The organism is Nocardia sp. NPDC055050, from assembly GCF_053608345.1.
In genome coordinates, this window is sequence record NZ_JBSGVG010000005.1 from 251,782 (window position 1) to 266,711 (window position 14,930).

Sequence of the window (14,930 nt, forward strand, 5' to 3'; positions counted from 1 at the left end):
GTGATCGGTTGACATCGCACTGTGGAGGGTGGACGCTGGAAACCAGCACTCCACCGTGGATGTGACCGAGAGGACGTCGGCATGGATATCACCCCGGGTACGCGCGCGTCCGACGCCGAACGCAACGCGATCGTCGCCCAGCTGGGCACACATCTAGCCGACGGCAGGCTCGACCTGGGCGAATACGATCTGCGCGTGGCCAAGGTCTACGCGACCACCACGCGCGACGAACTCGCCGTCGTCCTGTCCGACCTGCCCGCGCTGACGAAACAGCAGCAAGCGGACGTACCGGTCGAACGCAAGCCCGGTACACGGTTCCCGATCTGGCAGCGCATCGAGGCGGGCAGCTGGCTCGGCGTCAGCGTGATCGTGCTGGTCATCTGGGGTCTGATCTCCTTGACCGCGGGCGAGCTCACCTACTTCTGGCCGATGTGGGTGATCGGCCCGTGGGGCGCGGTCCTGGTCTTCCGCGTGATCACCGGCTGGGAAGCGACTCCCGGCACCCAGACCCACTTGCGTCAACTTCAGAAGCAGATGAAGCACATCAATCCGCACTGACCGCAAACTTGCCGCTACGTCCGCTAGGCTTTCGCGAGCACATGGGTAACTCGTCGGGAACCGGCTGCCCGAGTCACCCCCATCACCGCTGGCCGCGTGCGATGCCTGCACGCACCTAGGTCTGGCCTGATTCGCGGAGAGGCGGACGAGTTCTCTTGCATTTGAAGAGCTTGACGTTGAAGGGGTTCAAGTCCTTCGCGTCTGCGACCACTTTGCGCTTCGAACCGGGCATCACCTGCGTAGTCGGGCCGAACGGGTCCGGCAAATCCAATGTCGTGGACGCGCTGTCCTGGGTGATGGGCGAGCAGGGTGCCAAAGCGTTGCGGGGCGGGAAGATGCAGGACGTCATCTTCGCCGGGACGGTCGGGCGGGCTCCGCTCGGGCGCGCCGAGGTGACACTGACCATCGACAACTCCGACGGCGCACTGCCCATCGACTACGCCGAGGTGTCGATCACCCGGCGGATGTTCCGCGACGGCGCGGGCGAGTACGAGATCAACGGCAGCACGTGCCGGCTGATGGATGTGCAGGAACTGCTGTCGGACTCCGGTATCGGGCGCGAGATGCACGTCATCGTGGGTCAGGGCAGGCTGTCGGCGATCCTGGAATCGCGGCCGGAGGATCGGCGCGCGTTCGTCGAAGAGGCCGCGGGCGTGCTCAAGCACCGCAGGCGCAAGGAGAAGGCGGTCCGCAAGCTCGACGCGATGCAGGCCAACCTCGCCCGGCTCACCGACCTCACCACCGAACTGCGCCGCCAGCTCAAGCCGCTCAGCCGCCAGGCCGAGGTCGCCCGCCGCGCGCAGACCGTGCAGGCCGACCTGCGCGATGCCCGGTTGCGACTGGCCGCCGACGACCTGGTCACCCGCCGCGGCGAGCTGGAATCCCAGCTCAGCAAAGAGGCCTACGCCCGCGAACAGCAGATCAACGTGCAGACCGAACTCGACGCCGCCAACGCCGCACTGGCACAGCAGGAGTTCCAGCTGTCGCGGCTGAGTCCCAGCGCCGAGGCCGCCGCGCAGACCTGGTTCCAGCTCTCGGCGCTGACCGAACGGGTCAACGCCACCATCCGCATCGCCAGCGACCGGGCCCGGCACCTGCACACCGAGGCGCCGGTCGGCACCGGACGCGACCCGGACCAGCTCGAGGCCGAGGCCGACCGGATCGAAGCCGAAGAGGCCGAACTGCGGTACGCGGTGGAGATGGCCACCGAGACCCTCGAAGCCGCCCGCGAAGCCCTCGCCGAGCGGGAACACGCCGCCAAGGCGGCCGAGCAGGCGCACCTGGCGGCCGTGCGCGCGATCGCCGACCGGCGGGAGGGGCTGGCCCGGCTGTCCGGCCAGGTCGACACCTTGCGCACCCGTGCCCAGTCCGTGGACGCCGAGATCGCGCGCCTGTCCGTTGCCATCGCCGACGCCCGGCACCGTGGTGAGACCGCGCAGGTCGAATACGACTCGGTGCAGGACGAACTCGGCGAACTCGACGCGGGCGAGAAGGGTCTGGACGCCCAGCACGAACACGCCGTCGCCGCCCAGGAACTGGCCGACGAGCGCGTGCGGGAACTGCGGGAACTCGACCGGGAGGCGAGCAAGCTGGTCGCCCGGCTCGGTGCCCGTATCGAAGCGCTCGGCATGAACCTGGCCCGCAAGGACGGCGCGGCCTGGCTACTCGAACACGGCGTGGGCGGGCTCGGCGGACGGCTGTCGGGCCTGCTACGCGTGCAGTCCGGGTTCGAGGCCGCTGTGGCCGCACTGCTCGGTCCGCTCGCCGATGCCATCACCGCCGATACCGCCATCACCGCCGACTCGGCGGTGCGGGAATTGCGCAGCGGTGACGGTGGCCGGGTGGCGTTCGTCTTCGCCACCGACGCGGCGTTATCGGCCGAGCGTTCCGCGTTGCCCGCCGGTGCGCAGTGGCTCGCCGACGTGCTCGAAGGCGACGAGCAGGTGCGACCCGCGCTGGCCGCGCTCACCGCCGACGTGGTGGTCGTCGACGATCTGGCGACCGCCACCGAGCTCGTCGCCCTGCGCCCGGAACTGCGGGTGGTCACCCGTGACGGGGATCTGGCCGGTGCGGGCTGGATCGTCGGCGGTTCGGAACGGATGCCCAGCCAGCTCGAGGTCCAGGCCGATATCGACACTGCCACCGCCGAATTGGCGGCCGCGCAACGGCGGGCCGAGGAGCTGGAGGCCGCGCTGGCCGGCGCGCTGGCCGAACAGACCGACCGCAAGGATGCCGCCGACCACGCGCTGATGGCGCTGCACGAATCCGATCAGGCGCTGCTGGCGATCTACGACCGGCTCGCCCGGGTCGGGCAGAACGCTCGCGCGGCACAGACCGAAGGCGAGCGGCTGGCCACCCAGCGCGCGGAAGCCGAAGCGGCGCGGGAGAAGTCGCTCGCCTCGCTCGCCGAACTCGAGGACCGGCTGCGGCACGCCGAGATCGAACACGACGGCAGCGACGACAGCTACGGCGCCGCGAGCACCGAGACCGCGGGCTATGCCCGTGAGGAAGCCGCCGCCGCGCTCGCCGAGGCCCGGACCATGGAGGTCGAGGCCCGGCTGTCGGTGCGTACTTCGGAGGAGCGCGCGGAATCTGTTCGCGGCAAAGCGGATTCGCTGCGCAGAGCGGCCCGTGGGGAGCGGGAGGCCAGGGCTCGCGCCGAACGCGCGCAGGCCGCTCGGCGCCAGGCTGCCGCGGTCGCCGCGGCCGTCGCCGCATCGGGTACCGAGATCAAGAACGAACTCGAGCAGGTCGTGGCCGCCGCCGCGGCACGGCGTGACGAATTGGTCCGTCGCCGTGGCGAATGCGCGGCCGCGCTGGAACAGGTGAAGGAACGCGCCCGTGCGCTGAACACTCAGCTGACCCAGCTCACCGACGCCGTGCACCGCGACGAAGTCGCCAAAGCCCAAGCGGCACTGCGCATCGAACAGCTGGAGACGACGATCTCCGAACAATTCGGCATCGCGCTCGCCGACCTCGTCGCCGAATACGGGCCGGAGGTGCCGTTGCCGCCCTCGGCGCTGGAGCTGCACGAGTACGAGGAGGCCAAGGAGCGCGGCGAGCAGGTCAGCGCACCGCAGCCGATGCCCTACGATCGGCCGACCCAGGAGCGCCGCGCCAAACGCGCCGAGAAGGACCTCACCACCCTCGGCAAGGTGAATCCCCTTGCGCTGGAGGAGTTCGCGGCCTTGGAGGAGCGCTATACCTTTCTGGCCACCCAGCTGGAGGACGTCAAGAACGCGCGCAAAGACCTGCTCGACGTGGTCGCCGAAGTCGACGCCCGGATCCTCCAGGTGTTCACCGAGGCCTACGCCGATGTGGAACGCGAATTCGTCGGCGTCTTCGGGAAGCTGTTCCCCGGCGGCGAGGGCAGGCTGGTGCTCACCGACCCGTCGGACATGCTCACCACGGGCATCGAGGTCGAGGCGCGCCCGCCCGGCAAGAAGGTGAAGCGCCTCTCGCTGCTCTCCGGCGGTGAGAAGTCGCTCACCGCTGTCGCGTTGCTGGTCGCCATCTTCCGCGCTCGCCCCTCCCCGTTCTATGTGATGGACGAGGTCGAGGCGGCCCTGGACGACACCAACCTGCGCCGTCTCATCGGCCTGTTCGAGCAGCTGCGGGAGAAGAGCCAGCTGATCGTCATCACCCACCAGAAGCCCACCATGGAGATCGCCGACGCCCTCTACGGCGTGAGCATGCGCGGCGACGGCATCACCCAGGTCATCTCCCAGCGGCTGAACCGAGCCGAGGTCCCCGACCCCGACCCGGTCTCGGCTTCGGCCTGAGGTCGGTGCTCGCGCGGCTGGACGGTCTCAGCCGAACCGGGTCGCCGGAGCCGTGGTGTCGATCCGGTCGATGATCCGCTCAGAGCCGCCGCGGGCAAGCCAATCCCGCAGGGAGGTCAACTCTGGGTGCAGCGCGCGCAAGGCGGGCAGGTCGGCGTGCCAGCCGCCGGTCTCGCGGATCAGGCGCCAGGTGTTGCCGAGTTGGGGGCCGATCGCGTCGGCTTCCTCCTCGGTGACCTCGCGGTAGTGGACGGGGCGGCCGATCGCGGCGCCGATGATGGCGGCCGCGTCGACCGGAGTGATGGCGTCGCCCGCGAGTTCGAGGATGCGGGCGTGCCAGCCCGCGGGGTCGGCGAAGGCCAGGGCGGCGAACGCGGCGATGTCATCGATCGCGATCATCTGGAGCGGGCGATCGGCGGGGAACAGGTGCGGGTGTTCGCCGCCGTCGCGGATACCGTCGACAGGGGAGCCGTGCAGCAGGTAGTTCTCCATGAACCGCACCGGGCGCAACACGGTGTAGCGCAGACCCGACGAAGCCAGCGCCTCTTCGATCCGGCGTTTGCCCTGCTGACCCCATGATTTCGCATCGCCCATGGTCGCGACGCCGGTGAACACGATCTGTTCGACACCGGCGGCGCGGGCCGCGTCGATCAGGGCGATACCGCGGCGGGCCTCGGTGTCCTCACCCCAGCCCTTGACGCGGTAATCGGCTGGGGGAACGAGAAATACGGCTCGGGTTCCGGTCACCGCCACTCGCAGGGAGGCCGCGTCGTCGAAGTCGCCGACCGTCAGTTCGGCGCCGGCATCGGCCAGTGCGCGGGCGGCGGGGGAGCCGGGGTCGCGCACCAACGCGCGAACCGGCCGGCCTTCGGTGAGCAATCGGTAGGCGGTCGCGCCACCCTGCTTGCCTGTCGCGCCGGTGATCAGAACGGGAAGTGCTGACGTCATTGCGGAGGAGCTCCGTTTCGTGATCGATCGTGTGCCTACAATCGGGTCGGTCGACCCGTATTCCGGACGGTACGGGTGGTCACACCCGGTTGGCCAGGTCCGGTGCAGGGAAGGCGTAACGAAATGACGGTCGAGCACGGCGTGGAACCGGCGATCCGATCCGACGCGCGCCGCAATCGCGCGCTGATCCTGGCTGCCGCGCAGCGTGCGCTCGCCGAACGCGGCGCCACCGTCTCGCTGGCCGAGGTGGCCCGCCGCGCCGGTGTCGGCGCGGGCACCGTCCACCGGCATTTCCCCACGAAAACCGATCTGCTGGAAGCGGTTATGCAACAGCGCGTCGACCGGCTGGCGGCGCTGGCCGCCGACCACCTCACCGATCCGGATCCGGGCGCGGCCTTCTTCGCCCTGTGCACCCACGTCATCGTGACCACACCCGGCAACAAGGACCTCTGTGACCTGGTGCAATCCGACGACGGCTGGCCTCGTGCCCTGCTACGCGGGGCGGGCAACCGCTTCCATCGCGCACTGGGCGCGCTGCTGGCCTCGGCGCAACGTCAGGGTGCGGTCCGGCGCGACGTGGTCGTCACCGATGTGCTGGACATCTTCACCGGATGCGTTGCGATCCAACGACATCGACGCGCAGCGGACCCGCTCGCACCGGCCGTCGCGCTCATCCTCGACGCCCTGCGCGCCCATCCGTCAGTCGTAACGGAACGCCCGGCGGCCGACCGTAACGAAACGGCGGAAGGTAACGAAACCTCGGCACCCTGCGTCGTCTGCGGCTCGCCCGTTCGGAGACCGGCCACCGGCCGACCGGCCCGCTACTGCTCCCCGGCCTGCCGCCAGAAGGCCCACCGCCTCCGCAACGGGTCGCGAGCCCTTACAGCAGGTCGCTGACGTCGTCGGGGACGTCTACGGCGTATTTGCGCAGGATGTCCATGGAGATGACCTCCAGCGCGTTCTCATGGGTCGCGGCCAGCACCACGGGTGCGGCCACGCCGTCCTCGTGGGCGTGCAACCAGCGGACCGCCACCACGCACCAGCGGTCGCCCGGTTGCAGGCCGGGGAAGTTGTTCTCTGGGCGCGGGGTGCTGAGGTCGTTGCCGATGGAGGCCTGATGCTCCAGGAATTCCGCCGTCACGACGGTGCACACGGTGTGGCTGCCGAGATCCTCCGGACCGGTGCTGCAGCAGCCGTCCCGGTAGAAGCCCGTGAGAGGATCGGTGCCGCACTCTTCCAGCGGCCCCCCGAGCACGTTTCGATCGGTCACTCCGCCGATCCTATGGGGCAACCGCCAGAAGTTCCGCAGGACAACGAATCTGTAGTATTTCCGCCACGCCGCGACGCGCCCGGCTACGGCTCGCCGACCTGCCGCGCAGACGCCGCCGACGTGCGGCAACTCCCCGCCCGAATAGACTCGCCGGGTGAGTTCGCAAGCGTGGATCCTGATCGCCGCGATCGCCGCCGTCCTGTTGGTGGCGCTCGTCGCGGGTTTCGTCCTGTACAAGCGACGCCAGATTTCGCTGGCCCCGCCCGAGCCGGACAAGGAGTTGACGGACCGCTCCGGTGGTTACACCGCGTCCGGTGGATTCAGCTTCAGCCAGGGCGGCTCGACGGCGACCGTGCCGAAACCCGAACCCGTCCCTGAACGCACTGATACCGATGGTCAACCGCACGTCGGCGACGACGCCGCGATCCCGCGCGACGCCCCGCGCCGCGGGATCACCGATGTTCCGCTGCCCGAGGGCGATGTCGCCGTCGACGAGACCGTGGTCGTCCCCGACGACGCGTCCGCCCTCGACACGGTCGCACCGGCTGAGCCCGGCACCGAGACCGCGCCCGCGGACACGGCCCCCGCGAAGACCGCGCCGTCCGACCCGGTTGTTACCGAAGTCGAGCCCGCGGATACGTCCTCGACCGAGGCTCCCGCCGCACCGACCACCGAGCCCGCACCGGCTCCGGCCGAGACCACCCCGGCCGAAGTCGGCGCCACCACCGCGATCGACGAGATCGACCCCACCACCGGCCGCCTCGTCCGGCTGCGCGGTCGCCTGGCCCGTTCCCAGAACGCGGTCGGCAAGAGCCTGCTCGGCCTGCTCGGCGGCGGCGACCTCGACGAGGACTCCTGGGAGGAGATCGAAGACACCCTGGTGCTGGCCGATATCGGCACCGCGAGCACCGCCAAGATCGTCGAACGCCTGCGCGAGGAGATGGCCTCGCGCAGCGTGCGCACTCCCGAACAGGCTCGTGCCGCCCTGCGCGATGTGCTCATCGAGGCGCTGCGTCCCGAGCTCGACCGTTCCATCCACGCCCTTCCGCACGGCGACAAGCCCGCGATCCTGCTCGTCGTCGGCGTCAACGGCACCGGCAAGACCACCACCACCGGCAAACTGGCCCGCGTGCTCGTCGCCGACGGCCGCCGGGTACTGCTCGGCGCCGCCGACACCTTCCGCGCCGCCGCCGCCGATCAGCTGCAGACCTGGGGCGAACGGGTGGGCGCCGAGACCGTACGCGGTAAAGAGGCCGCCGACCCGGCCGCTGTCGCCTTCGACGCGGTCACCGCGGGTATCGACCGCGGTGTCGACGCGGTCCTCGTCGACACCGCGGGCCGCCTGCACACCAAGACCGGCCTGATGGACGAGCTGGGCAAGGTGAAGCGGGTCGTGGAGAAGAAGGGCGAGGTCGACGAGGTGCTGTTGGTCCTCGACGCGACCGTCGGCCAGAACGGCTTGATGCAGGCCCGGGTGTTCGCCGACGTCGTCGACATCACCGGCGTGGTGCTCACCAAGCTCGACGGCACCGCCAAGGGCGGCATCGTGTTCCAGGTGCAGCACGAACTCGGTGTGCCGGTGAAACTCGTCGGCCTCGGCGAGGGCGCCGACGACCTGGCGCCGTTCGAGCCGGGCGCGTTCGTCGACGCGCTGCTCGGGGGTACCGCGTAACGGTCCCGCCGATGCCCGTCCGATCCAGCGATCGGGCGGGCATCGCTGTTTTCCTGGGCTGACATCACTGTTTCCGGACAGCGGTGGTGTGGGGAATCGCCGCGCGAACTCGCGGCGAATCGCACATCCGTACCAACCTCACCGTGAGCTGACAGGCTCGTGCCAACCACGCGAAACGTGGATGCAACACAACAGCGCTATCCGTTCACTCAGGTGAAACACCACAGCTCAACGGATGAAACACCGAGTGGCGACCCTTCTGTACAGGTCCTTTTGCCGTCATCGGCAGGGCCCGAGATGAGGAGGAACACAAGGTGGCATTTCCACTGATCGGCGCACCGGACGCCGGTGACACCGCCTGGATGCTGGCGTCAGCGGCCCTCGTGCTGTTGATGACGCCGGGTCTGGCGTTCTTCTACGGCGGTATGGTCCGTGGCAAGAACGTGCTGAACATGATCATGATGAGCGTCTCCGCGATGGGCCTGATCACCATCCTGTGGTGTCTATACGGCTTCTCGATGGCGTTCGGCGAGGACAAGGGCAAGCTGGTCGGTGACCCGCTCCAGTACTTCGGCCTCAAGGGCGTCCTGGGCGGCGACTATCTAGCGACTACCGACCCCGCGGCCCCCGCCGCCATCCCGCTGTTCGGCACGATCCCGCTCTCGGTGTTCGTCGCCTTCCAGCTCATGTTCGCGATCATCACGGTCGCACTCATCTCGGGCGCGGTCGCCGACCGCTTGAAGTTCGGGTCGTGGCTCGTATTTGCCGGAATCTGGGCCACGGTCGTCTACTTCCCCGTCGCGCACTGGGTGTTCGCCTTCAGCGGCTACACCGGTGAGAACGGCGGCTGGATCGCCAACAACCTCAAGGCGATCGACTTCGCCGGTGGTACCGCGGTTCACATCAACGCCGGTGCCGCCGGTCTGGTGCTCTGCCTGATCCTCGGCAAGCGCAAGGGCTGGCCGAAGACGCCGTTCCGCCCGCACAACCTGCCGTTCGTGATGCTCGGCGCCGGTCTGCTGTGGTTCGGCTGGTACGGCTTCAACGCGGGTTCGGCGCTGAGCGCCAACGGTGTCGCGGGTGCCACCTTCCTCACCACCACGATCGCCACCGCCGCCGCCATGATGGCCTGGCTGCTCGTGGAGAAGATCCGCGACGGTCACCCGACCTCGCTCGGTGCTGCCTCGGGCATCGTCGCCGGTCTGGTCGCGATCACCCCGGCCTGTTCCTCGGTGAACGTGGTCGGCGCCCTGGCTGTCGGTGTCGTCTCCGGTGCGCTGTGCGCCTTGGCCGTCGGCCTGAAGTTCCGCTTCGGCTTCGACGACTCGCTCGACGTCGTCGGCGTCCACCTCGTCGGTGGTCTGGTCGGCACGCTGATCGTCGGACTCGTCGCTACCAGCGAAGCTCCCGCAGGTGTCGATGGACTGTTCTACGGTGGTGGGGTCGAGCAGTTGAAGCTGCAGGCCGTCGGTGCCTTCGCCGTTCTCGCCTACTCGCTGGTCGCCACGGCCATCATCGCGTACGCGATCAAGTTCACGATCGGCCTGCGCGCCAGCGAAGAATCCGAGTCTGCGGGCCTGGATGAGTCCGAGCACGCGGAAACCGCTTACGATTTCGCTGCTGTGGGTGGCACGGCACGCACGCTCGTCAAGGAGGCATGACGAACATGAAACTGGTTACGGCAATCGTCAAACCGTTCACGCTCGAAGATGTGAAGTCCGGGCTGGAACAGGCAGGCGTGCTCGGCATGACCGTCAGCGAAGTCCAGGGATACGGCCGGCAGAAGGGCCACACCGAGGTTTACCGCGGTGCCGAGTATTCGGTGGACTTCGTGCCCAAGGTCCGGGTCGAGGTCGTCGTGGACGATGCGTCGGTCGAGAAGGTCGTCGAGGTGATCGTCGAAGCCTCGCGCACCGGCAAGATCGGTGACGGCAAGGTGTGGGTGACCCCGGTGGACACCATCATCCGCGTCCGTACCGGCGAACGCGGAAGCGACGCACTGTAATTCGGTAGGGCACGCACGATAAATCGATCGAGCGGCGGCCCCGCTCCCACCGGTGAGACTGATCCGGTCGGGGCGGGGCCGCCCGCATGAAATGGTGGTGTGGGCTGTGGCACAGCGGAACGGTGGTATTCAGAACAACGGAGCGGCGGACCTGGTGAAGGCCAGGGCGCAACTGCTCGACGGAGCGGGCACCCGCAATCCGCGGCTCGATCCGGAATCGCTGCGCGAGGCCTTGGTCGATCTGTTCGAACTGTGGCTCACCAGCAAGGGCAACGAACTCGGCATCACCGCCGACAGCGGCCTCTCGCTCGTCGCGGTGGGTGGACTCGGACGCCGTGAGATGCTGCCCTACTCCGATCTCGACCTCGTGCTGCTGCACGACGACGTCGACCCCAAGGTGGTTTCGGAGGTCGCCGATCAACTCTGGTACCCGCTCTGGGACGCCCACATCAAGCTCGACCACAGCGTGCGCACCGTGCCGCAGGCGCTGCGGGTGGCCGCCGACGACATGATCGCCGCGCTCGGCCTGCTGGAGGCGCGCCACATCGTCGGCGACCGAGACCTCAGCAATCTGCTCATCGGCGGCGTGCGTCGGGAATGGCGCACCGGTATCCGGTCCCGCTTCGACGATCTGATCGCCCAGACCACCGCCCGCTGGCAGCGCAGCGGCGAGATCGCCCATCGCGCCGAACCCGATCTCAAGAACGGTCGCGGCGGGCTGCGCGATATCCAGCTGCTCGACGCGCTCTCGATCGCCCAATTGACCGACGCCATGCCGGGATTGGGCCCCGAGGTCCCCGGCGGCGGCCTGAAACAGGCCCACCGCAGGCTCCTCGACGTGCGCACCGAACTGCACCGCGTCGCAGGCCGGGCCCGCGATCAGCTGCGCGCCCAGGACGCCGACGAGATCGGCGCCGCGCTGCGCATCGGCGATCGCTTCGATCTCGCCCGGACATTGACCGATTCGGCGCGTACGGTGAGCTATTCGTGCGACGTTGGTCTGCGCACGGCCGCCAACGCGTTACCGCGGCGCGGCCTGGCCAGACTGCGCCGCATGCCGGTGCGCCGACCACTCGATGAGGGGGTGGTCGAGCACTCCGGCGAGGTGGTGCTGGCCAGAGACGCCCGCCCGCAGCGTGATCCCGGGCTGATCCTGCGTGTCGCGGCGGCGTCGGCGCAGACCGGGTTGCCGATGTCGGCGACCACGCTCAACCGGTTGTCCGAGGACGCGCCCGAACTACGCGAACCGTGGCCCAAGGACGCGCTCAACGATCTGCTCGTCCTGCTCGGCGCGGGTCGCGGCAGCATCGACGCGGTCGAGGCGCTCGATCGAACCGGATTGTGGGGCAGACTCTTTCCCGAATGGGGCGCGGTCCGCGATCTGCCGCCGCGCGATGCGATGCACACCTGGACCGTCGATCGGCACCTGATGGAGACGGTCGCCTACGCGAGCAGCCTGAGCACCAGGGTCGCCCGGCCCGACCTGCTGGCGCTCGGCGCCCTGCTCCACGACATCGGCAAGGGGCGGCAGGGCGACCACAGCATCGTCGGCGCGGAGCTGGCCACGCATATCGGCCGCAGGCTCGGAATGTGGCCTTCGGACGTGCGTACCCTCAGCGCGATCGTGCGCCACCACCTGCTCCTGCCCGACACCGCGACCCGGCGCGACCTCGACGACCCGGCGACCGTGCAGCACGTCGCCGACGCGCTCGGTGGTGACGTCGGCCTGCTCGAACTGCTGCACACGCTCGCCGAAGCCGACTCGATGGCGACCGGCCCCGGAGTCTGGGGCGATTGGAAGGCCTCGCTGATCGGTGAGCTGGTGCGCCGCTGCCGGCTGGTCATGGCGGGCGAGCAGCTGCCGCAACCGGAACCGATCGACCCGGAGCTTCTGGACAAGGCCAGGGCAGGCGGCGTGCACGTCACCCTCGCGCCCGGTGACGGCAAGCACACCTTCGTGGTGACCGTGATCGCCCCCGACGAGCCCGGCCTGCTCTCCTACGCCGCCGGTGTCCTGGCACTGCACGCGTTGCGGGTGCTCTCGGCCGCGCTGGGCAGTGCGGGGGACTCGGCGATCAATACCTTCGTGGTGATGCCGAAATTCGGCGATCCGCCGGACGCGGGTCTGCTGCGTCAGGAACTCATCCGGGCCACCACCGGCGCGCTCGACCTGCCCGCGGTGCTGGCCAAACGCGAAACCGACGCTGTCGGGACCGGGCCCGGCCGGTACGCGCGCGCCGCGCCGCGCCTGATCTGGTCACCGACCAGCACTCCCGGACAGGTGATCCTGGAGCTGCGCGCCGACGACCGGATCGGTTTGCTGAGCAGGCTGGCCGGTGCGTTCGCCGCGACGGGAGCCAATGTCCGGTGGGCCAAGGTGGTCACGATGGGCTCGGCTGTGGTCGACGCCTTCTGCCTCGATCTGGGCGACACCGACAGCCCAGCCCTGCGCGACCGGATCGAAAAGGCCGTCCTGGACGTGGTTCCGCGGCCCGCGCCCACCCCGCCGCCGACCGAAACAACCGACGCCGGCTGACACCGCAAGGACACGGTTTACTCACTGATTGCTATCAGGTTGCTACACAGCGTCCTCGCGGCCCGATAAGTCGAGATGGGACCTATAGCATTCCCCTGGTCCGGCTGTCGCTCGTACGAGGGGAGCTGATCCGTGGCTATCGAAGTCGTTTCCGCGTCGATGATGACCAGCGACGCGACCGCGCACATCGCGCGGTGCGTCGGTGGTGACCTGTGGGTGGTTTCGTGGTTGCCGGGTCGCACCCTCAGTGGTGCGCAGGCGTTGGCCGCGATGACCATCGCCTCGACCGCCGCCCACCACGCCGACAGTGCCGATTCCGAATGGATTCGGATCGAGGCGCTCTCCCGGGAACTCGGCCTCACCGGCAGAGAAGCGGTGTATCTGGTGGACATCGAATCGCACGAGTTGCGCCGCACGGCGCCACCGCACGTGCAACATACCGAATAACCTCCATTACCCTGGGAGGGCAAGAGACGTCCGGCTTCGGTCAGACGACCTGAGACCCTTTCAGATCAGGAGCGCGATCGGTGTTCGAATCCCTGTCCGACCGGCTTACCGGTGCACTGCAGGATCTGCGCGGTAAGGGGCGTCTGTCACCGGCCGACATCGACGCCACCGCGCGCGAGATCCGCCTCGCACTCCTCGAGGCCGACGTCGCGCTGCCCGTGGTGCGCGGCTTCATCGCCAACGTCAAAGAACGCGCCAAGGGCGCGGAGGTCTCCGGCGCGCTCAATCCCGCGCAGCAGGTCGTCAAGATCGTCAACGAGGAACTCGTCGCGATCCTCGGTGGCGAGACCCGTCGCCTCAATCTCGCCAAGAACCCGCCGACGGTCATCATGCTGGCCGGTCTGCAGGGTGCGGGTAAGACCACGCTCGCGGGCAAGCTGGCCAAATGGCTCAAGGGCCAGGGGCACCAGCCGTTGCTGGTGGCCTGTGACCTCCAGCGTCCCGGCGCGGTCACCCAGCTGCAGGTCGTCGGTGAGCGCGCGGGCGTGCCCGTGTTCGCCCCGCACGGCGGCACCTCCATCGGTGGCGGTGAGAACCCGCTCGGGATCACCGCGGCCGACCCGGTCGCCGTCGCCGCGGCCGGTATCGAAGAGGCCAAGGCCAAGCAGTACGACGTGGTCATCGTCGATACCGCAGGCCGCCTCGGTATCGACGCCGAGCTGATGCGCCAGGCCGCGGGCATCCGCGACGCCGTGCAGCCCGACGAGACGCTGTTCGTGCTCGACGCGATGATCGGTCAGGACGCGGTGAGCACCGCCGAGGCCTTCCGCGACGGCGTCGGGTTCACCGGTGTTGTGCTCACCAAGCTCGACGGTGATGCCCGCGGTGGTGCCGCTCTGTCGGTGCGCAACGTCACCGGCGCGCCGATCATGTTCGCCTCCACCGGTGAGAAGCTCGAGGACTTCGACGTCTTCCATCCCGACCGGATGGCCTCGCGCATCCTCGGCATGGGCGATGTGCTCACCCTCATCGAGCAGGCCGAACAGGTCTACGACGCCGAGCAGGCCGAGGAGACCGCGCGCAAGATCGGCAGCGGCGAGCTCACCCTTGAGGACTTCCTCGATCAGATGCTGGCCATCCGCAAGATGGGCCCGATCGGCAATCTGCTCGGGATGCTGCCGGGCGCCGGTCAGATGAAGGACGCGCTGGCCGCGGTCGACGACAAGCAGCTCGACCGGGTGCAGGCGATCATCCGGGGCATGACCCGCGCCGAGCGGGACAATCCGAAGATCATCAACGCCTCGCGGCGCCTGCGCATCGCCAACGGTTCCGGGGTGCAGGTCTCCGAGGTCAACCAGCTCGTCGACCGGTTCTTCGAAGCCAAGAAGATGATGGCGATGATGGGTCGGCAGATGGGGATGCCGGGAGCTCGCCGCGGCAACAACAAAAAGGGCGGTAAGAAGGGCAAGAAGGGCGGGCGTGGGCCCACTCAGCCGAAGATGCGCGGCGGGTTCCCCGGAATGCCCGCCGGGATGCCGGGCTTGCCGCCGGGCATGGATCTGTCGAACATGCCCCCCGGTCTCGATCAGCTGCCGCCCGGCCTCGAGGGGATCGACCTGTCCCAGCTGAAGTTCCCCAAGAACTGAATTGTTGGCGCGCTGGCGCGCGCGTGTCCGCGGCCCTGAGGGGCCGCCGGTTAGACGCCGTTGCTT

General features: G+C 68.9%; 11 protein-coding genes. 9 read left to right on the top strand and 2 right to left on the bottom strand.

Annotation, left to right across the window (positions count from 1 at the left end; genetic code table 11):
* The first annotated feature begins 81 nt into the window (after positions 1-81).
* Entirely contained in the window at positions 82-558 is a 477-nt protein-coding gene (locus ACWGCN_RS08110; protein ID WP_378992161.1) for a DUF1707 SHOCT-like domain-containing protein, read from the top strand.
* Between the two features lie 155 nt (positions 559-713).
* Positions 714-4,340, top strand: coding sequence for a chromosome segregation protein SMC (smc, locus tag ACWGCN_RS08115; protein WP_452450577.1), 3,627 nt, complete (start codon positions 714-716; stop codon positions 4,338-4,340).
* A gap of 27 nt (positions 4,341-4,367) precedes the next feature.
* On the opposite strand, the gene ACWGCN_RS08120 is transcribed toward smc, so the two are convergent.
* Positions 4,368-5,288 carry an NmrA family NAD(P)-binding protein gene (locus ACWGCN_RS08120; RefSeq protein ID WP_452458799.1) on the bottom strand — a complete coding sequence of 307 codons (921 nt, stop codon included), beginning with the start codon at positions 5,286-5,288 and terminating at the stop codon, positions 4,368-4,370.
* A gap of 123 nt (positions 5,289-5,411) precedes the next feature.
* Between ACWGCN_RS08120 and ACWGCN_RS08125 the strand changes: the two genes are divergently transcribed.
* On the top strand, positions 5,412-6,185 hold the full coding sequence (locus ACWGCN_RS08125; RefSeq protein WP_452450573.1) for a TetR/AcrR family transcriptional regulator: 774 nt from the start codon (positions 5,412-5,414) through the stop codon (positions 6,183-6,185).
* On the opposite strand, the gene ACWGCN_RS08130 is transcribed toward ACWGCN_RS08125, so the two are convergent.
* Positions 6,169-6,558 carry a DUF2237 family protein gene (locus tag ACWGCN_RS08130; RefSeq protein ID WP_019048221.1) on the bottom strand — a complete coding sequence of 130 codons (390 nt, stop codon included), beginning with the start codon at positions 6,556-6,558 and terminating at the stop codon, positions 6,169-6,171. The two genes, ACWGCN_RS08125 and ACWGCN_RS08130, sit on opposite strands and share 17 nt — an antisense overlap.
* 154 nt (positions 6,559-6,712) lie before the next feature.
* Between ACWGCN_RS08130 and ftsY the strand changes: the two genes are divergently transcribed.
* The 6 genes from ftsY to ffh all read left to right on the top strand — a co-directional run bounded on the left by ftsY (position 6,713) and on the right by ffh (position 14,864).
* Complete coding sequence (gene ftsY / locus ACWGCN_RS08135) at positions 6,713-8,230, top strand: signal recognition particle-docking protein FtsY (protein WP_452458800.1); 1,518 nt, start codon at positions 6,713-6,715, stop codon at positions 8,228-8,230.
* 314 nt (positions 8,231-8,544) lie between these two features.
* On the top strand, positions 8,545-9,891 hold the full coding sequence (locus ACWGCN_RS08140) for an ammonium transporter (protein WP_378992171.1): 1,347 nt from the start codon (positions 8,545-8,547) through the stop codon (positions 9,889-9,891).
* Positions 9,892-9,896: 5 nt separating this feature from the next.
* The gene (locus ACWGCN_RS08145; protein ID WP_067449485.1) at positions 9,897-10,235 is read left to right on the top strand and encodes a P-II family nitrogen regulator; all 339 of its coding nucleotides are present in this window, start codon (positions 9,897-9,899) and stop codon (positions 10,233-10,235) included.
* A gap of 91 nt (positions 10,236-10,326) precedes the next feature.
* On the top strand, positions 10,327-12,771 hold the full coding sequence (locus ACWGCN_RS08150; RefSeq protein ID WP_452458801.1) for a [protein-PII] uridylyltransferase: 2,445 nt from the start codon (positions 10,327-10,329) through the stop codon (positions 12,769-12,771).
* A 132-nt stretch (positions 12,772-12,903) separates the two neighbouring features.
* Positions 12,904-13,218, top strand: a complete 315-nt coding sequence (locus tag ACWGCN_RS08155) for a hypothetical protein (RefSeq protein WP_378992174.1) — start codon at positions 12,904-12,906, stop codon at positions 13,216-13,218.
* 80 nt (positions 13,219-13,298) lie between these two features.
* On the top strand, positions 13,299-14,864 hold the full coding sequence (gene ffh / locus ACWGCN_RS08160) for a signal recognition particle protein (protein ID WP_056811842.1): 1,566 nt from the start codon (positions 13,299-13,301) through the stop codon (positions 14,862-14,864).
* Positions 14,865-14,930: the final 66 nt, after the last annotated feature.

What these genes read in the sequence shown, in the direction of transcription:
- ACWGCN_RS08145 (WP_067449485.1), top strand. Translation starts at nt 9,897, where the DNA reads ATGAAACTGGTTACGGCAATCGTCAAACCGTTCACGCTCGAAGATGTG.
- ACWGCN_RS08110 (WP_378992161.1), top strand. Translation starts at nt 82, where the DNA reads ATGGATATCACCCCGGGTACGCGCGCGTCCGACGCCGAACGCAACGCG.
- ACWGCN_RS08120 (WP_452458799.1), bottom strand. Translation starts at nt 5,288, where the DNA reads ATGACGTCAGCACTTCCCGTTCTGATCACCGGCGCGACAGGCAAGCAG.
- ACWGCN_RS08150 (WP_452458801.1), top strand. Translation starts at nt 10,327, where the DNA reads ATGGTGGTGTGGGCTGTGGCACAGCGGAACGGTGGTATTCAGAACAAC.
- ACWGCN_RS08125 (WP_452450573.1), top strand. Translation starts at nt 5,412, where the DNA reads ATGACGGTCGAGCACGGCGTGGAACCGGCGATCCGATCCGACGCGCGC.